General features: G+C 59.2%; 17 protein-coding genes and 1 pseudogene. 7 read left to right on the top strand and 11 right to left on the bottom strand.

Annotation, left to right across the window (positions count from 1 at the left end):
* Positions 1–297: 297 nt before the first annotated feature.
* From J2X71_RS12820 to J2X71_RS12780, 9 genes are all read right to left on the bottom strand, one after another.
* Positions 298–789, bottom strand: a complete 492-nt coding sequence (locus J2X71_RS12820) for an ion channel (protein ID WP_309506874.1) — start codon at positions 787–789, stop codon at positions 298–300.
* 94 nt (positions 790–883) lie between these two features.
* Entirely contained in the window at positions 884–1,576 is a 693-nt protein-coding gene (locus J2X71_RS12815; protein WP_405049706.1) for a hypothetical protein, read from the bottom strand.
* Between the two features lie 28 nt (positions 1,577–1,604).
* Positions 1,605–2,174, bottom strand: a complete 570-nt coding sequence (locus tag J2X71_RS12810; RefSeq protein WP_310382462.1) for an OmpA family protein — start codon at positions 2,172–2,174, stop codon at positions 1,605–1,607.
* A gap of 27 nt (positions 2,175–2,201) precedes the next feature.
* Positions 2,202–2,627 carry a cysteine rich repeat-containing protein gene (locus tag J2X71_RS12805; RefSeq protein ID WP_310382461.1) on the bottom strand — a complete coding sequence of 142 codons (426 nt, stop codon included), beginning with the start codon at positions 2,625–2,627 and terminating at the stop codon, positions 2,202–2,204.
* A gap of 58 nt (positions 2,628–2,685) precedes the next feature.
* Positions 2,686–2,955 (bottom strand): hypothetical protein, encoded by a 270-nt coding sequence (locus tag J2X71_RS12800; protein WP_310382460.1) that lies wholly within the window; start codon positions 2,953–2,955, stop codon positions 2,686–2,688.
* A gap of 64 nt (positions 2,956–3,019) precedes the next feature.
* Complete coding sequence (locus J2X71_RS12795; RefSeq protein WP_310382459.1) at positions 3,020–4,030, bottom strand: HupE/UreJ family protein; 1,011 nt, start codon at positions 4,028–4,030, stop codon at positions 3,020–3,022.
* Positions 4,027–4,947, bottom strand: coding sequence for a peptidylprolyl isomerase (locus J2X71_RS12790; RefSeq protein WP_310382458.1), 921 nt, complete (start codon positions 4,945–4,947; stop codon positions 4,027–4,029). Before J2X71_RS12790 ends, J2X71_RS12795 begins: the two co-directional genes overlap by 4 nt.
* 72 nt (positions 4,948–5,019) lie before the next feature.
* On the bottom strand, positions 5,020–7,227 hold the full coding sequence (locus J2X71_RS12785) for a DUF3604 domain-containing protein (protein ID WP_310382457.1): 2,208 nt from the start codon (positions 7,225–7,227) through the stop codon (positions 5,020–5,022).
* 46 nt (positions 7,228–7,273) lie between these two features.
* Entirely contained in the window at positions 7,274–8,899 is a 1,626-nt protein-coding gene (locus tag J2X71_RS12780; RefSeq protein WP_310382456.1) for a DUF1254 domain-containing protein, read from the bottom strand.
* A 306-nt stretch (positions 8,900–9,205) separates the two neighbouring features.
* Here J2X71_RS12780 and J2X71_RS12775 point away from each other — a divergent pair, with 306 nt between their 5' ends.
* From J2X71_RS12775 to J2X71_RS12755, 5 genes and pseudogenes are all read left to right on the top strand, one after another.
* Entirely contained in the window at positions 9,206–11,011 is a 1,806-nt protein-coding gene (locus tag J2X71_RS12775) for an adenylate cyclase (RefSeq protein WP_310382455.1), read from the top strand.
* 208 nt (positions 11,012–11,219) lie between these two features.
* The gene (locus tag J2X71_RS12770; RefSeq protein ID WP_310382726.1) at positions 11,220–12,452 is read left to right on the top strand and encodes an alpha/beta hydrolase; all 1,233 of its coding nucleotides are present in this window, start codon (positions 11,220–11,222) and stop codon (positions 12,450–12,452) included.
* Positions 12,453–12,566: 114 nt separating this feature from the next.
* On the top strand, positions 12,567–13,355 hold the full coding sequence (locus tag J2X71_RS12765) for a hypothetical protein (protein ID WP_310382454.1): 789 nt from the start codon (positions 12,567–12,569) through the stop codon (positions 13,353–13,355).
* A gap of 77 nt (positions 13,356–13,432) precedes the next feature.
* Positions 13,433–13,773: pseudogene (locus tag J2X71_RS12760) on the top strand (transporter); the annotation flags it as partial.
* Between the two features lie 98 nt (positions 13,774–13,871).
* Entirely contained in the window at positions 13,872–14,573 is a 702-nt protein-coding gene (locus J2X71_RS12755; protein ID WP_310382453.1) for a hypothetical protein, read from the top strand.
* Between the two features lie 291 nt (positions 14,574–14,864).
* Here the strand turns inward: J2X71_RS12755 and J2X71_RS12750 are convergent, their stop codons facing one another.
* Positions 14,865–15,236 carry a hypothetical protein gene (locus tag J2X71_RS12750; protein WP_310382452.1) on the bottom strand — a complete coding sequence of 124 codons (372 nt, stop codon included), beginning with the start codon at positions 15,234–15,236 and terminating at the stop codon, positions 14,865–14,867.
* Entirely contained in the window at positions 15,220–15,633 is a 414-nt protein-coding gene (locus tag J2X71_RS12745; RefSeq protein ID WP_310382724.1) for a YbaN family protein, read from the bottom strand. Before J2X71_RS12745 ends, J2X71_RS12750 begins: the two co-directional genes overlap by 17 nt.
* Positions 15,634–15,864: 231 nt before the next feature.
* On the opposite strand from J2X71_RS12745, the gene J2X71_RS12740 reads away from it, so the two are divergent.
* The gene (locus tag J2X71_RS12740) at positions 15,865–16,776 is read left to right on the top strand and encodes an acetamidase/formamidase family protein (RefSeq protein ID WP_310382451.1); all 912 of its coding nucleotides are present in this window, start codon (positions 15,865–15,867) and stop codon (positions 16,774–16,776) included.
* Between the two features lie 114 nt (positions 16,777–16,890).
* The gene (locus J2X71_RS12735; RefSeq protein ID WP_310382450.1) at positions 16,891–17,646 is read left to right on the top strand and encodes an IclR family transcriptional regulator; all 756 of its coding nucleotides are present in this window, start codon (positions 16,891–16,893) and stop codon (positions 17,644–17,646) included.
* Positions 17,647–17,660 lie beyond the last annotated feature (14 nt).

The raw sequence follows: 17,660 nt of genomic DNA, 5'->3' as shown, positions 1-17,660 counted from the left end.
CAAAATGCCGGTCTTTGGTCCGTTGATGATCAAGGCGGCGCTTGCGCGTTATCTTCAGACGCTGTCCTTACTGCTCGACAATGCTGTCGCGATGCCCGAGGCGCTGTCCCTTGCGGCGGACGCTTGCACGATTGCGAGCTACCGCCAGAGGCTCTCGGTCATGCGCGAAGCAGTGATTATGATGCCCAAGCTCATGGCGACGGCCATCATCGCGCCTCGTAGCGATGAGGTCTGGGCGGGGTGGGGAGCGTTGCCGATGGCGAGAAGGTGCAGGCGTATCGCGAAGATCGAGCCTGCTCACAACTCCGTCTTGCCCTCCTCCACCCGCTCCCGCCTCGCCTGCAGTCGGTCGAACTTGCCAAAATCGGTCATGATGCTAACGAGAACGCTTCCAGTCCAACCGAAGGTGAACAGGCCCGACATCCCGATGATCGGGCCGAGCAGACGCCATCGGTCTGGAAGGGTGACGTTGCCCTCGCCGAGAGTGGTATAGCTTTCGAGGACGTAATAGTAGCTATCGCGCATCGAAGGGATAATGTCCCTGACATACAGGGGAACTGCCCAAATAAGAGTCTCCGCGAAGTGCAGAACCGCTAGCGCGGCGATTGTTACGGCGAGCATCAAATTCAGCCGCCAATGCGGCGTGGCTGCGGTGACGTGTGCCCAGGACTTGCTGAACTGAAGCCCGATGCTTCGGATTCCGACGCCATGCACAAAGATCACAACGATCAAAAACACGGTGCCTACAAGAATCTCCAGAACTGGATTCGGGTGGGTGAGATGGTCCAATCGTTTGCGTCCTCAGTGTTCAGCCCGCGGTGGGACGCGTCGTGCGAGCGTCCCACGACAGAACCCAGCGCGAGCATGGATTTTGCCCTAAGTGCTAGTAGCAGGGCGGATACGGATAATAGCCACACGCCGGAGGCGGGTAATAACGTCGCTCCGCAGCGGCCGCACCAATCGCCGCCCCCGCCACGACGCCCGCCCCATAGTACGCGCCTGGATGGGCGTACCATCCGCCACGCCAAACCGGCGCGCGGAACCCAGCACCTCCCACGGCGACGCCCCCATAGGGACCACGTGCCGCGAACCAGTCGATAAATAGCGATGCGGGCCCATCGGCTCCGGCGAGGTCCCCTTCGAGCACTGCTACGTCGAACGTCAGGTCTCCGCCCTCAAGCTTCGGCGTCTTCAGGACGACCACGGCGTCGGCAACGGAATCACCCTTGGCGCTGAGCACCGATATCGTAGCGTTGGGTGGGTCCTTCGCGAAGCTGTCGGGCCCCTCACCCCATTGCTTGATGAACTCGGAGGTCAGCACGTGGCCCGCCGATCGGACCGGGCGGTCGGCAAACACGATCGACACCGCCGAGATGCCACTCATCGTTAGCTTGCCACCCTCGAGCTTCGCCCCACCGGAATTCAGCACGGCAAGCGACGGCACCATTTTTGACTTGGTCGCGCCTATCGTCTTTTCCGCTGGAGCCGAAATGGCGTCCTGCGCGAAGACCGGCGATATCGCTAGAAGGCTCGCCGCGACGGCGATCATGCTTATTGCTGAGAGTCTTAGCATCATGCATCCTCCGTTTGATCATGACCACTCCCTATTTCAGGAGCCCAAGATTGATCAGTTGAACGCGCCTGTTGTCGGCAGACTCCGGATGACCGGGATCGATCGGCCATTCCTCACCGGCCCCAACCGAGAACAGGCGATCAGGCGAAACTGCGAAGGTCGTTGACAGCGCCTCGTTGATCGCGTCGGCGCGCTTCTGACTGAGTTCCAGATTGTGCTTGGCGCTTCCTGTCGAGCTGGAATGCCCGACGATCAGGAATTTGTATCGGAACAGGTCCGGGTGGTGCAGCGCGTCCGCAATCAGGCCCACCGTCCGATAGGATTTTGGCTCTATGGCGGTCGAGTTGTTCTCGAAATCGATCTCCACGATCAACTGCGACAGCTCCGACAATTTGCTCCAGTTAGGGAGTGCTGCGACGCCCTTGCCGACATTGGCGTTGGCTTCCTCCACGAGGAGGGCGACGTCGACTGCGGGTGCTGCCGACTTCACTTGCCCGAGCGTGCTCATGATCTGACCGTTGTCGAGCTGCTGGGCGGAAGCAATGCACGGGGCCAGAAGCAGGCCGAGTGCCAAAGTTATTCGAAGGCCATGAACTATCATCTTGTTTCCCCTGTCCTCGGTCATGGTTCAACGCCATCCAGCGTCGGTGATTGCCTGATTGCATGCCCGGTTGTCGACACGCTTCGTCTCGACGAGGCAGGAAAGGATATTGCCGTCGCCCTTCACGCCATTGCAGTACTGGGAGATGTCATGCTGGCAGACCTTGAACACCGACGCCTGCGCTTGCTGACGCTGCGCGATCGACGTCATGACGCTTCCGAGGGTCGATGTGCAGGTCGGTGAGACCTTCGAGGCGTTTTTCTCGAGGCACGCCTGGACGCGGCCGTTTCCAAGGTTCTCGCCGTTGCAGAACTTCTTGATGTCGGCCTCGCATTCCTTGGCAAGGGTCGTCACCGCATCGGCATAGCTGATCGTGTCGGCCCGACCGAGCGAGGTTAGAGCGAGGAAGGCAAATGCCGCCGCCGCAAAGATGCTAACTCTGTTTCTCATCATTGTTCCTATCCTGGAGCGATTGATCTGAAGTAGTCGTTCGATTGTTATGCTTTGGCAGTTATCGTCGTGGCGGTTTGAATGGCATTGCGACGGCCGCCTCGAGAGCCTGTTCGATCTCGATCCGCATGATCTCGATCAGTTCCTTGTACTCGGCGATACGCTCGTCGCGCTCTGGAGCGGTTGATTGCCTCCATCGCTCTTCTTCATTGTTGGCAATTTCGAATTCGTCGCAGAGGTCGCGAAACCCCTCGTTGCGCGCGGCGAGTTCATCAATGACTTTGTCGCGCTTCTCGAAGGCGCGCTTTACGAATTCAACACCGTTCCCCATCCGGTTTTATCCATTCGTGTATGTCGCCTGACATCAGGCGCTCATGACGTATTCGGCTCCCGATTTAGAACGCAGCCACCCGCTCGACGAACCAGAATGCCGACATCGCACCGATTGCGTATGTCGCCGTCGTGAAGGCATTCCGTCTCAGCCACTCCGGATATCTCGTCTGCCTCACCAACGCGATTAACCCGATCACAGCGGCGATGAACATCAACTGCCCGATCTCGACGCCCACATTGAAGAACAGCAAGGCAAGCGGAATGTCCCGTGACGGAAGGGTCAGTTCAGACAGTGCCCCCGCGAAACCCAGCCCGTGCAGCAGCCCGAACGCAAAGGCGACCAGCCAAGGGCGTTTCGCAGTGAGGCCGGCCTGCCCATTCTGGATATGAATGATCTCGCAGGCGAGCAGCAGGATACTGAACGCGATCGCGGCTTCCACGGGCGGCCCGGGAACGTGCACAAAGCCAAGTGTTGCCAGCGTCAGTGTGATGGAATGCGCCACGGTAAACGCCGTCACCGTCCACAAAAGCGCCCGCCAGCTTCGTACGATGAACATCAGCGCCAGGACGAAGAGAAGATGGTCGTAGCCAAAAAGGATGTGCTCGATGCCGTGCACGATGAATATCCTCGCCACATCGAGCCGTCCAGGTCGAGCCGCGACGTCGACCCACGGCTGGGACGGATGGATCATGGCCGTCATCACGGTCCCGTCCAGCAGGCGGGTACGCACCAGCACGTCGGTAATCGTTGCCTGCAGACCTACGAATTCGACGCGCTTGCCCGCAAGGCTCCCGTCCACCGTTTCGACGATGCGGCTCTCCACAAGAGAATCCGGAAGTTCGCGCTCGGCAGGTGGCGTCACGTTGCGAACACTGTCGGGGAACCGCAAGGCCACGGGAAGGCGCATGCCCGAAAGCAGGGGTGTGCGCCAGACGACCTTGAAGCGGTTGGCCGTCATCTCGTCGATCTGAAGATAGGCGGGTCGTATCTCATGTGCTGTAGCCAGCCCAGCTTGCGCCAGGAAGGCAGTGACAGCCAGGAATATCGTTGCCACTATTCGCCTGACGTTCATTGTGCCGACACCTCAAGTCCCAGATTGTACCCAGGGGGAACCTGCAAGTCTTGGAAGTCTGCTGCTTCGATTGGGGGAACAATGACAGAATAGCGGGACCGCATCTCCTCCAGGGAGGTGCGCTTTATTTCTTGATACTGGTCCTGAACCCAGCCGGCCTTCACGTTGGGCATTACCTCAGCGTAGGTCGGAATGCGTCCCGGCTCGATGGAGTCGATCCAGATGAGATGCCATCCGTAGCCCGATTTGACGGGACCAACCCACTTGCCCGCCGGAAGCTGGAACAGAGCCTTGGAAAACTCGGGTCCGAACTCCTTCGACATCTGATCGGGAGTCGCGTCGCCATAGTGGTTCTGGAACATGAAGGGGTCGCCGACCGCGGCAACTTCGCTCGAGTCCGGCAATTTGCCCACTATGGCAGTCAGAGCTGCCGTCGCGGCCTCCTCGGTACGCTTCCCGTGTCGGTCCGTGGAAAAGTAGAGATGGCGGAAGGTAGCATGCGCGGGCAGCGCGAAGGTCTCCGCGTTCTTCTCGAACCATGCCTTCAGGTCGGCATCCGTCGGTTCCTGCATCGAGGCTACGTCGGAGGCGAGGAAGTCCATCTTTTGCGCCAGTCTGCGCTCGACCACCTCGTCGTCGCGGTCAAGACCGAGAGCTACGGCTTCCCGGAAGAGGATTTCCTGCGTCACCTTCTGGTCGACGAGACTGCGAATCTGCTCGGGTGTCGGGGACGAGCGTCCCTGCGCCAGCCAACTGATCGCCAGTTGCCGCAGGTCGTCCTTCGTCAGAACGATCTGGTTCGTATTCGCCGCCTCTTCCTGTGACGGCGTCAGCAGGTGGTATGCGCCGAACAGGACCGCACCAACGACGAGGAAATGGAGCAGCGGTTCGCGGAGGACTCGCCGCCACCCGCTCATTGGCGACTCCCTTATCCATACGTGACTGGCTTCAGGTGCGATGGGAAACAGTTCCACAGCGACTGCCTCCGTTTACTGAATGACGGCCTGGACTTCATAGTTGGCGTAGCCGAATTCATTGCTTCTGGCGGCCACGAATTTATCTCCCGATGTGTAGACGGTCAGCTCGAACGGGCTCCCGTCGATCGTGGTGATGATGTGGCCATTCTTGATCTCGTAGTCGGCCGTCGATCCAGAGGTGCTCGGATGCATGATCTGCAAGACGTCGTCCGCGCTCGGCGCGCCACCGTTCAACTCGGTGATGACGCGTTGTCCATGCTCCCCAAACAGAACATCGAAAGTCTTCCCGGTCACCCTGTTGCGAACTTTTGCCGTCTTGCCAACGACGAGTTTCTTCAGTTGATCATCTGTGAGCGCGACAGCTCCTGCCTTGGTCAGGTCTTCGACGGTCAGGCCGCGCTCGGCCTTAGCGACGGCCGCGGGTGTTGGCGTGTACCAGATCGGCGACGTCCAGGCGCGTTCCTGAACCGTCGCGGCCACATTGCTGGGCGGAAGTATCCCGAGCTTGGCGGCGTCATACGTGCTCCAACGCGGAGTCGGAATCTGTAGAACGCGCGAGTAGTAGAAGGCGTGCAGGCTGGGGTCGAACTCCGGGTCTGTCCATACGGCCTTCAGTTCCACCGCGCCGATGTCGTTGGTGTAGGTCGCCTTTGTGATATCGACCGTGCTTCCAAGCGGTGGCAGTTTCCCGGTGACCGGATCGGGCTGGCGGTTTCCAGCCCAGGCGACGTCGAATATCTTTTCGAATATCTGTCCCTGTTTCGTCCAGCCCTTGACGATCTGGATGCGATCGAGATTGCCGTCGTCGGGGTCTTTCACCGCCGACACGATGAAGGAAGGAACCTTGTCGTCGGCGGTGGCAAGATCGCCGCCCATCGGCACACCGCTGGCATAGGCGGTCTTCGCCCAATCCGCATTGGCGAGAACGCCCTTGTCATAATCCCAGCCGCCGAACATCCGTGCCTGGATGCGCACGCCGCTGGTGGCGTAGACCTCCTTGCGCTGCATGGCATTGAAGATGGAGTCGCGGGTGTTCTGTTCCGCCCAGACGACGGTCAGACCAGAGGTTCCTGTTTCGAGGACATTCATTCCCGACGCGACCGTACCCGCCAGTCGGGCGGCAGGGGTCGCGTCGATGAGGCCATGATCGCCGAAAAAGTTCGACTGCGAATAGGCCGTGGCCGTGTTGTGCGAGTCCCCAGCACCCACCACCCCGAACTTGTAGGGGTTGTAGCCGCGGGTCGCTTGCAGGGCCAAACCGTTCTCGTAGGCTTCACGGGCATAGCTGCCGTGAATTTTTGCCGTACTGTTATCGATCCCGATCAGGTAGTTCATGATCTCGAAGTTGGCGAACTCGTCATTCGGCGAGAGATCGGGATGAGTTTCAGACGCACCCTTTGCCTGCTTGAGTTCCGTCAACGGCTCGTTGGTCATGCGTTGTTGCGCCCAGGCGGCGTCGAGCGGATTGCCCTTGCTGTCGACATCGGTGGGAAACATGATGCCGTTCGACAGGTTCGCATTGTGGGAGATGGCCAGCACCTCGTTTCCGGCCTTTCGCTGACCGTCCATCCAGGTCCAGAGGTCTTCCGGATGGTCTGACTCGAGAGCCGAGAACGGCGCGGGCGGCACCTTCGCACAGTCCTTGAAAAAGACGTTGCGATGCATGTTCTGGTTATTGGGCATTGATGTCCACTCGTACGAGCAGAATGCAGTGAACTGGCCCGGTTTGTTGTACTTGTCAGCGATGGTGACGTTCTGCTTCCAAATAGAACCAGTAAGTTCCGGGTTCACCAGCTCGGAGAGCGGCTTGCCGCTGGCTATGCTGTTCGCCAGAAACGAGAAAATCTTCGTAGCGGGATTATCTTTGGTGACCTTCAACTTCGCGGCGATCGGCAGCTTGCTGACCGGAGATGTGGGATCGTTGGCAAGCCTGATGACGCCGACATATTCCGAGTGATCGGTCACTCCCTGAAAATCGAGGGGTGTCTTGATCTTCACGTCGAACCCGGCCGGATGCTTGATGGTCTGGCCCATCGAGTACTGGTAGGCCTCTTCCGGTCCGGTAACCGTGTTGCCGATGATGTAAGCGTCCAATGACCAGCTCGTGTGCTGGTGGGTCTGCCCGAAGTATGCATGCCGCTCCTGCGCCGAAGCCGCTCCGACGCCCACCGTTAAAACCGCGGAAGATAACAAGAGAATTAGGAGATTCGACCTGCGCATTGCTTCGACCCTTCATGAGTTCAGGTTTGCTGTCGTCATTGGAAGTTCAGCGGACAAGCTCGATTTCGGTTGGACGCCATTCCTTCGTGAAGAAGGGTTCGAGCGGGCTGTAGAGCCGCAGGATCGTGAACCAGCCCTTGCCGGGAACCGTCTGCACCCAGTTGCCTCGCTTGACGTCTTTCGGCTGATCGGGGCCGAAATAGATCGTGGTAGAGCCATCCGCGGCTGCGTCCGCCGCGGGCGACGGGTAGGTCTGGCTACCGGCGCGTGGATAGCGCTGCGGCGTATCGAGCATCGAGCGGGTCTGGTTGTCGTAGACCGTGAAGGACCAGAAGGCCGCTTCCGGTATGCCCTTTGGCAAGGTGATCTTGTAGGTCTTGCCGCCGTCCAGCGCCCTTTGCTCTCCGTCCAGGAAGCCCATGAGATACTGCGAGCCGACACGCGGCAGTCGCATGATCATGCCAGGGGAGTCCATGGTGTAACCGTAGTAGAAGGCGGCCTTCGAATCGAGCGTGCGCGCGCCAGTAGGTGGAAGCGGATCGAACAGGCCGTCCTTGGTCAGCATCGGCGGCGGCGTCTCGAAGTTCGCACCGCCCTGCCACAGCATGTTGGCCCATGACGAGTCCGGATAGTAGTTCCATCCAAGCGAGTCCTTCGGACGCCAGTTGAGCACGCGCCCCGAAGCGTTTCCGACTGCCGCGGCGTCCGCGAGAATCTTCTTCATCCGCTCGTCCGGCTTGAAGTCCTTTCCCTTGGCGATCCCGATCGCCGCCAGTTGCCCGGCTAGTTCCGGATTGTAGGAGTCCGCCGGTTCCGCTTGGATGTTGTCATTGATCATCTCAAAGTATGAGAAGTCGTTTGGAGGAATCGTGTTGAAAGCCTTGCCGCTGGCGTCGATGAAGGTGGTTTCGGGGATCGGCGGATTTGCCGCGAGCCTGACCTTGCCCTCGAGGGCCGTGGCTATGCTCGTCCCGAACCCACCCGGCGTGTACGGGTAGATTTTCAGCGTCTTCTTGATCAGGTCGACCGTCGGCTTGGGATCGTTTTCGGTCAGGAAGGCCCGGGCGGCGTAAAGAGCATGCAAGGTCTTGGAACGGGCCACATGGAAGCCGCTGTCGGGAAGCGGGCCGTCGTAGCCCGGTGGAATTAGCAGATATCGCCCGCCCTCGCCGCGGTCCGGGCCAGGAAAGCCGATGTCGATGACCCATTGGAACCACATGTCGTTGATGGTGCCCAGCCCCTTGGGTGGCTGCTCGATGACGATCGGCCCCTTTGAAAGATCGATGATAGCGAGGTAGTAAACGGTGTCGGCGTTGGCCGTGAGGAACAGCGATTTTGCGTCCATCAGTTCGGGAAAGATGACGACGTCGTTGTCATTGGCACCGATGCTTTGGAATCCGCGCTCGAGCGCGAGCGCGGATGCGCCGCCATAGCTGTTGAGAAAGGCGTCGAGGCCGCGGGTGAAGTCGAGGGTGTCATAGACCTTCTGCGCGGTTTCCGGCGTTGGCGCGCCGTCCTTGAAGTCGAGCGTGCCGATCCGCGTTTCGACCTTATCCGGGGTCGTTATCGTCTTCGGCACCTCGAAGGTGGTCTGAGCGAACGCTACCTGGCCAAAACTCGAAGTGGTCAACGCGACCGCGAGTAACGAGACCGTTCTTTTAAGCGTCGTCATGATGTTCCCTCGGTTGCAGACCTATCATCCAGCGGCTCTGTCGTGCTGACTCAGGACACGGAGCTACTGATCGTGACCGTGCATCGCGAATGCGCAAGTATGTAACGGTAACATACGGGGTAGTTGGTGGTACGGGACGCAATGTTCGAAGCCATTTCTTGGGATGGCGGAACTTCGGGTAGGTAGGAACTTGAGTGGTGTAAGTATCTACGTAGACGGCGGTCGACATCTGCAGTAAGTTACATCTGACGACGGTAATGAAATCTGTGGTAGAGAGTCCCTCAAGAGCGGGTGAGGTGCGAGGCCGTGCAGAACGAATTGCCACCGGGAGCCGCCGCTGCCTCGCCTCGTCCTGCTCCCAGTCCCGAAGAAATACGGGCTCAGCTCGACCGCATCGTCAAAAGTCCCGAATTCCCTCCATCGGGTCGAAGCGTCGCATTTTTCATCTATGTGATGGAGGAGGCCCTTGCTGGTCGCGCGGACCGTATCAAGGGCTATTCCATCGCCGTGGAGGTGTTCAAACGCAGCGCGGGGTTCACGCAGGACGACCCGGTTGTGCGCATCGAGGCCGGACGGCTGCGCCGGATACTGGAGCGCTACTACCTCGTTGCGGGTCAGAACGACCCGATCCTGATAGACATCCCGAAAGGCGGATATGCACCGTCTATCCGCTGGAGTGATCCGGCTCCAGACGCCGTCGTGGTCAGGCCTGAGGAAGACGCTGCTATGGCGACGGCAGGCTCTGGCCTCCGCCTGCCTGCCGTGCGACGGAGATGGCTGGCTCTCGCACTGGGAGCGGTGGTCATCGGAAGCAGCTACGCGCTGGCCCAGCAATTTCATTTCCGTCCCGCATCGTCCCATGGACCCACCCTGTTCATCGCGCCGTTTGTCAATCTCGGGGATGGTCCGAATGCGGAAAACTACACGGTCGGGCTGACGGAAGAGTTGCTGACCGCCTTCCCCCGATTCAAGGAAATCACCGTCTTCAGTCGGGAGGCACTGAAATCACGGGGTCCGGAAGGCGGGAGTCCTCAAACCGGCAGCGAACCGGACGCCCAGTTCTTCCTCGGAGGTGGCGTTCGCGTTTCCGGCAATCTTGTGCGGGTCACCACGCGGCTGATCGACACCGAAACCAACGAGATTTTGTGGTCGCAAACTTACGACGACGACATCCGGACACGCGAGGAGTTCGCAATTCAGTCGGACATCGCCAACAAGGTCGCCTCCGCGGTCGCGCAGCCCTACGGCGTAATGGCAAAAGCCGATGCCGCCAACCCACCGGCAGACGGCCTCGGCACGCGGGCATGCACCTTGAGCTTCTACAGGTATCGGGCCGAATTGAGTGCCGAGCGGCATGCACAGGTCCGAGATTGCCTTGAGGCAACAGTGGCCCGCTATCCGTCCTTTGCAACCGCATCGGCGATGCTTTCCATCGTCTATCTCGACGAGGGGCGTTTCAGGTTCAATACCAGGACCGACGCTGCAACGCCGATCGAACGCAGCCTTAATGCAGCGCGGCGCGGCGTTCAAAACGATCCGGACGATGTCCGTGCCATGCAGGCGCTGATGACGGCTTTGTTTTTCAACAACCAGGTTCCGGAAGCCCTCAAAGTCGGCGAGCAGGCTTTGGAGACCAATCCCAACGACACTGAATTGCTGGGAGAATTTGGAACCCGTGTTGCCATGAGTGGGCAATGGAAGCGTGGAGCGGTACTGCTCGATCGGGCGCTGGCACTCAATCCCAGAGGGGCTGACTATTATCACGGAACTCGTGCGCTCGCGGCGTACATGCTCCACGACAATGAAACGGCGCTTGTCGAAATCAAGGAGGCCGATCTGCAGAGGTTTCCGCTCTACCATGCGGTTGCTGCGGTCATCTATGTCGACGCGGGAATGATCGACGATGCCCGGCGAGAGGCAGCGCTATTCAACAAAATGCGTCCCGATTTCATCCCGAACATCGTGGCCGAACTGAAATCACGCAATTTCCAGCCTGCCGATCGAGCCAGGATGATTGCAGACATCCGTAAGGCAGGACTACCCGCTGTGGACGAAGTGGAGTCCACCATGATGCTTCCGTCGGCTTCCTCATCCACTCATCAACCCCGTTGAGGATGTGGCGGTTTTGCGACAATGCCAACCAAACATTCGCAGAGCCTACCCGATGCTACGGGACCAGGGAGGTGATCGGACCTATAAACCGTCAAGGGGCTGTTGTTGTTCATTTGGATGAGGGCGATCAGTGGGTAGTCAGAGCAGCGTTGCATGGGCGTCGGCCCCAAGGAGCTGGTGTCGTTGGCTTCTTGTATGTGCAGTCATCATGGCACTACCCGGATGCGGAGGTCATCCCAAGGACGTGCTGACGCCGGTGGCGAATACCTCGCCGCAATCGCCGAAGGTCGACATGCTGATCGCCACGACCCGAACCCGATCGACCGTCCCCGGCGAGATGTTCAACGGCGAGCGTGCGCGTACTCCGGCCTTCGCCGACATGACGATCTCCATTCCACCAAGCAAAGTCCGCAAGGAAGGACAGGTCGCCTGGCCGAAGAGGCTACCGTCCAACCCAGCGACCGACTTCGCCACGGTGAAGGCCGAGGACCTCAGCATCGACGAGGCAAAGAAATGGCTGAACGCCAGCGTCAAGAAGACCCCGGACGGCAGCGTCCTCGTGTTCATTCACGGTTTCAACAACCGCTTTGAGGACGCCGTCTACCGCTTCGCGCAGATTGTCCAGGATTCCGGAGTCCATAGTGCGCCCATTCTGGTGACATGGCCGTCGCGCGGTAGCCTGCTCGCCTACGGCTACGATCGCGAGAGCACGAACTATACGCGCAACGCCCTGGAGACGCTTTTCCAGTATCTCGCGAAGGACCCGGAGGTGAAGGAGGTCTCGATCCTTGCCCATTCCATGGGAAACTGGCTGGCGCTCGAATCCTTGCGGCAGATGGCCATTCGAAACGGTCGGCTGCCTGATAAATTCAAAAACGTCATGCTGGCGGCTCCAGATGTCGACGTCGATGTGTTCAGCCAGCAAATTGCGGACATGGGCAAGCAACATCCTCAGTTTACGCTGTTCGTGTCACGCGACGACAAGGCATTGGCCTTCTCTCGTCGGGTATGGGGCGACGTCTCCCGCCTCGGTGCGATCGATCCGGAGCAGGCTCCCTACAAGAAGGAACTGGAGGACAACAAGATCATGGTCATCGATCTCACCAAGATCAAATCCGGTGACAGCATGAACCACGGCAAGTTCGCCGAATCACCTCAGATCGTGCAACTCATCGGTCAGCGCATTTCCGAAGGACAGACATTGACGGACAGTCACGTCGGACTTGGGGACCAGATTTTGGTGGCCACAACAGGGGCTGCCAGCGCGGCGGGCAATGTGGCTGGTCTGGTTCTCGCCGCTCCGATCGCGGTCGTCGACCAGGACACGCGCGATAACTACGCCAATCAAGTCGGGGGGCTGACGGGCACCGCCAACAAACCGCAGCCGACCGCCACCAAGAACTGTGACCAAACAAGACCGACGCCGAGCTGCAAACGCTGATTTCGCGGACAGAGGCTACTGTAACATACATAGGCATAAGAGACTTATTGGGCGTAGATCACTGGGGATACAGGCGGGTTCGGGGCGATTCCGTCTCAGGCAAGTGAGGGAAGCATGCAGGTTCGTTGGTTACAGGCCGTCGTCTTGTGCGCCGGCGTTGGTTTTGCGTCTTCGGCATATACGGCCGACATCGCACCAGGCGTTCCGGAGGCTAAGGTTGTCCAGAGCGAGAGCGGCTGGACTTACACCGCCGCACCCTATTTCTGGGCAGCAGGACTTTCCGGCGACATGGCGCAGTTCGGTCTGCCTGAGGTCCACATCGACTCTAGCTTCGGCGACATATTAGAGAACCTCGACTTCGCGTTCATGGCGGCTGGCGAAGCCCGCTACGATCGCTTCAGCATCTTCACCGACATCATGTACACCAAGCTCGGGGCCGACGCGCATACTAGGAACGGCATCCTCGCGGATAGCGTCGACGTGACGTCGAAGACCTTTGCCGGACTGCTCGGGGCCGGGTACTCCGTGCTTGAGGACCAGTCTGGCCACCTCGACATCGTCGGCGGCGTCCGCGTCTGGTCCGTGGATACCACCATCGGGTTCAACGGCGGACTGTTGGGTGGACGCGAGGCGGACGACGGGGCCACCTGGGTCGACGCACTTGCGGGTGTCCGGGGCAACTACTTCTTCACTCCGGAAATCTACGTGACAGGCTGGGGTCTCGTTGGCGGCGGTGGTGCCGATCTCGATTGGGATGTCGCCCTCACCCTCGGGTACAAGTTCACCGACACGATATCCGCTGTCGCGGGCTACCGGGCGGTGGGCGTGGACTACAACAACGATGGGTTCGTCTTCGACGTCGTGGAGCAAGGGCCGATCATCGGCGTCGCGTTTCACTTTTAGGAAGTCGCCAAGTCAGATTTTGGTTCAACGGGGAGACATCAATGAAGGGAACGGCATATTCGGTAGCGATAGCTGTCATGGCGCTTGCACTGAGTTTGGGATTGCTCATGCCCAGTCAAACGAAGACCTTGCGAAGAAGCTCTCCAATCCGATCGCCTCGCTGATCAGCGTTCCCTTCCAGTTCAACTACGATCACGGCTATGGCCCCGACGACGGGGATAAGGCGACCGTGAATATCCAGCCGGTCATTCCCATCGAGATCAACGAAGACTGGAACGTTATCTCCCGCACCATACTTCCGGTAACCTGGCAAAACGACATCGCCGGACCGTCGGGAATACAGTTTGGCCTTGGTGACATCACGCAGAGCTTCTTCTTCTCGCCTTCGAAACCGACCGCGAGCGGAATCGTCTGGGGCGGCCAATGGACTGGGCTTCCGGGTGGCGCTGACGTTCCTGTTTCCGAAGTAAGTCAGTCCCCTGTCGTCAAGCCCTCGACGCCCCCGCGGCCATCAAGGTGAAACACGCATCATCGATCATTTCGTTCGCGGCGGTGGCCATGATTGCGGCCTTTGGCGCTGAGGTCGAAGCCATCGCGGCTCCTGAACAGATTGGTTGCTATGGCGATAACTGGGGCCCCACCCTCGAAATGCTCGAACCGACACCTGCCGGGCCACTGACTTTCCACACCTTGCGATGCATGCCGATTCCGGAAGGTTGGCCGAGATTTCTTCCGCCCTCGCTTTCGCCAAACGGCGGGCCTGTTTTTGCCGTCGGGTACACCAAAGGTCTCTGGCTTGGTGACGTGACGCGCGGCGGCCGCGCCCAGATCGTAAATGAACGGCTCCCGGGAGACCTTCTTTCCAGGACCGCGCCCTTCGCCTGGCTTGATGATTCGACCGCCATCATCGGAGTTAAACGCGATGTGACGGTGCCAAGCGGTTTCTCGCACGGACCGTTGCGGCCGTATCTCTTCAACTTGGACGGTTCACAGGAAAAGTTGCCCGCACTTGTTCATCCTAACGGACCACTTGACGAGATTTACTGGCTTATCTGTGACTACTATGTCGTCTTCAGCGACGGGTTCCGATTGGCGGTGCTCCACGTGCAGACCCGAAATTTCGACGCCGACAACCGTCGATCCCGCGTTTCAAACCCACCGATGGCCGGCGCCTATATGCAATTGAAATCACTGCAGATTTTCTGTAGACAAATCTAACGGCACAAGATGGACAAATCTGATGACGTCGACCGCAAAAAAGGCCTTAAAAAAGGGCCTTCAGAGACATAACAAAAGAGCAGGATCAGCGCGACCTACCGGGCTCGTGCAAAAGCCGCTCCGCCTCCATGGATAGGCGGCCATCCGGTTCTCAATGACGTCAGATTGTTGGTAGGCCGGCCGAGGCAAGACCGGCAGAAGAGAAAACGCTCAAAAAGGGATAAGACACGGCCAAAGCTGCGCGAAGGCTCGATTTGGCGGGATTGCTTTCGGCCGTGTCGTGCGTCGGGCCTAGCGTCCTCTGTTTTCCCGCGATGCCGGCAGTGTCGTGCTCTCCCAATGCCATTCGACATTTCCGGGTACAAAACCGAGCTTGAGGTTCCTGCGACCAATAATTCGACGGCTTCCGGTGTTCGGCGCCAGATGATCAATATCCGTCAGGAACGCGTCGAAACTGTCGCGCCAGCGTGGATCGATATGGTGGTCAGACGCAAGCATGCGTCGGTATTGTTCCCGCAGGAACTTGTGCTTATGAGTTTTTGGCATGGCGCTCAGATGGGAATGTTGGGGTATGGGAGCAATAGCGAGCGCGCCGTATAATTTGAGTTTAGGTTCGTTGTAAAGTGCCTCTTGTCCTGAACGTAGATTAGCCGCCGCTTTCATCCGGCTCGCAGCGTCGGGTGGAACTTGGCCGCGAAGCGACATAGGCGGCACAAGTCAGGATCAATGCACCGACGATGATCGCAATAGAAATCGATGGTTTCGAAGTAACGAAGAATATCGCATATCCGGCCAACATCCCCATCAAGGCTAAAATCTTGGATTTCCTGGAAATCGCGCCATTTTCACGCCAGTCGCGCAGCGAGCCGCCAAATCGACTGCGCATCAGATAGGCCTCCAGGCGTGGGGATGACCGGCTGAAAAACCACGCAGCCAGGATCAGGAAGATTGTCGTCGGCATGAGCGGAAGGATGGCACCGATAATTCCAAGACCGACCATCAGTAGACCAAGGCAAATGTAGACCGCCCGTTGGAACGAACTGCGCGGCGGGTCAGGCATAGAACTCAATTCACGCACTCCTCATCGGATCGTCAGCCTCACGATGGCTTGCAACGAAAAGATCAAAATCTCCTGCTGCCTCACATCTTGGAGTTTCGGCGCCATATTTCACCACACACCCATGGAAGCCCGAATATTTCACGTCGACGGTTGCCCAACAGACGCGTAAGTTCGTCGAACCAGCACATCACCCTGCGCGCCCATTCCCAACACCCGAGCGGAACACATAGAATGACGACCCACCATTTCGTCGCAACTGCCTTTTACAACGTTATTGGAACCATGCCTCCGGCTTTGAAGATCGCGAGCGGCGACACAGTCGTAACCCGCACACTTGACGCTTGGGGCTATGACGAGAATGACGTCCGGCAGGCACACGGTCCAAATCCCATGAACGGGCCGGTCTTCGTCGAGGGTGCCGAGCCCGGAGATGCCCTCAAGGTCGAAATCCTGGACATGAACCCCACGAGGGACACTGGGTTCACGCGCAGCGTGTTGGCGGCAAATGTCATTGATCCCGAGGCCGTTCGCGACCTTCCAAGATCTGAAAAGACGCTGTGGGATATCGACCGGCAAGCGATGACTGTAAAACTGAAGGAACCTGTTGCCGGCATCGAAAATCTGGTCCTGCCATTGTCACCGATGATCGGATGTTTCGGCGTGGCGCCGAGCTTTGGTCAGGCGATCTCAACGGCGACGAGCGGTGCGTATGGCGGAAATATGGATTATCGCGTGCTCGGTCCAGGCGCGACGATCTGGTTCCCCGTCTTCGCGCCCGGCGCATTGTTCTTTCTTGGCGACGGCCATGCGGTCCAGGGTGACGGCGAAATCGTCGGCACCGGTGTAGAGACGACGTTCGAAGTCACTGTCCGGCTGACGGTTGAAAAGGGAAGGCCAATGTCCTGGCCGAGGGCTGAAACTGCTGATGACGTCATCACCATCGGCAATGCGAGGCCGCTCGACCAGGCTCTGCAGCATGCGACGACCGAAATGTTGAACCTGCTTGTTATAGACTACGGCCTGACCACGGTGGCGGCCAGCCATCTGCTCGGCCAGGTGATCCGTTACGACATAGGCAACGTCTTCGACCCCGCATATACGGTTGCCTGCCGGGTTGCGAAGAAATGGCTTCCAGCGCGCTGACCGATCGCCACCGGCGAAGGCAGCCAGGGATCGAAAGCTCGTATCATCGTCGATCCGGCCAAAGATCCGGCAAGCCTTAACTTCTGACCCATCACGAGGAAACCAGACAAATCCATGCGGGAAAGTGATTTCGTCAGCGGCTTCGCCCGCGGTCTCAAGGTGATCGAAGCTTTCGGCGAAATGCATCGTCGGCTATCAATCACCGACGCGGCGAAACTCACCGGCCTCGACCGCGCCACCGTGCGTCGCTCGCTGCTGACGCTCGCCGAGCTGGGTTACGCCGATTACGACGGCAAGTTCTTCACCCTGACGCCGAAGATCCTGCGGCTTGGGCATGCCTATCTGGAGGCGACCCCGCTGCCGGTGCTCATCCAGCCGCACCTCGACGCACTCTCCGAGAAAGCCGGCCAGAGCGCATCCGCATCAGTGCTCGACGGCACTGAGATCGTCTATGTCGCCCGCGCCTCGCAGCGCCGTGTCATGTCGATCAACCTCACGCCCGGCAGCCGCCTTCCCGCCTATTGTGCTTCGATGGGTCGTGTCTTGCTTGCAGCACTACCGGAGGCCGAAGCCCGGGCTGTGCTTTCCAGGAGCGAGCTGAAAGCGAACACCCCGAACACGAAGACCGATCCTGGGGAATTGATGGCCGAGTTCCGGAAGGTCCGCGCAGAGGGTTATGCCCTGATCGATCAGGAGCTGGAACTCGGCCTCTGCTCCATCGCCGTGCCCGTTGAGAACGATCGCGGCCAGACGGTCGCCGCCATCAATATCGGCGCGCCGGCCGCCCATGTGCCGGCGGCTGAGATGGTCGCGCGCTACCTGCCGCTGCTGAAGGAAACCCAGACCACGCTGCGCACCGTGCTGCGCTAACGCGTGTCGCGCAA

Origin of the sequence: Rhizobium sp. 1399 (assembly GCF_031455475.1) — a bacterium.
In the GTDB taxonomy this organism is placed as follows: Bacteria; Pseudomonadota; Alphaproteobacteria; order Rhizobiales; family Rhizobiaceae; genus Rhizobium.
Note: the sequence above shows the minus strand (reverse complement) of the source record. Positions and strands in the feature narration are given on the sequence as shown.

Excerpts from the sequence above, each read along its gene's own strand:
- J2X71_RS12795 (WP_310382459.1), bottom strand. The coding sequence starts at position 4,030 with ATGAACGTCAGGCGAATAGTGGCAACGATATTCCTGGCTGTCACTGCC.
- J2X71_RS12810 (WP_310382462.1), bottom strand. The coding sequence starts at position 2,174 with ATGATAGTTCATGGCCTTCGAATAACTTTGGCACTCGGCCTGCTTCTG.
- J2X71_RS12805 (WP_310382461.1), bottom strand. The coding sequence starts at position 2,627 with ATGATGAGAAACAGAGTTAGCATCTTTGCGGCGGCGGCATTTGCCTTC.
- J2X71_RS12780 (WP_310382456.1), bottom strand. The coding sequence starts at position 8,899 with ATGACGACGCTTAAAAGAACGGTCTCGTTACTCGCGGTCGCGTTGACC.
- J2X71_RS12790 (WP_310382458.1), bottom strand. The coding sequence starts at position 4,947 with ATGAGCGGGTGGCGGCGAGTCCTCCGCGAACCGCTGCTCCATTTCCTC.
- J2X71_RS12815 (WP_405049706.1), bottom strand. The coding sequence starts at position 1,576 with ATGATGCTAAGACTCTCAGCAATAAGCATGATCGCCGTCGCGGCGAGC.
- J2X71_RS12750 (WP_310382452.1), bottom strand. The coding sequence starts at position 15,236 with ATGAAAGCGGCGGCTAATCTACGTTCAGGACAAGAGGCACTTTACAAC.
- J2X71_RS12745 (WP_310382724.1), bottom strand. The coding sequence starts at position 15,633 with ATGCCTGACCCGCCGCGCAGTTCGTTCCAACGGGCGGTCTACATTTGC.
- J2X71_RS12800 (WP_310382460.1), bottom strand. The coding sequence starts at position 2,955 with ATGGGGAACGGTGTTGAATTCGTAAAGCGCGCCTTCGAGAAGCGCGAC.
- J2X71_RS12765 (WP_310382454.1), top strand. The coding sequence starts at position 12,567 with ATGCAGGTTCGTTGGTTACAGGCCGTCGTCTTGTGCGCCGGCGTTGGT.
- J2X71_RS12735 (WP_310382450.1), top strand. The coding sequence starts at position 16,891 with ATGCGGGAAAGTGATTTCGTCAGCGGCTTCGCCCGCGGTCTCAAGGTG.
- J2X71_RS12740 (WP_310382451.1), top strand. The coding sequence starts at position 15,865 with ATGACGACCCACCATTTCGTCGCAACTGCCTTTTACAACGTTATTGGA.
- J2X71_RS12770 (WP_310382726.1), top strand. The coding sequence starts at position 11,220 with ATGGCACTACCCGGATGCGGAGGTCATCCCAAGGACGTGCTGACGCCG.
- J2X71_RS12785 (WP_310382457.1), bottom strand. The coding sequence starts at position 7,227 with ATGCGCAGGTCGAATCTCCTAATTCTCTTGTTATCTTCCGCGGTTTTA.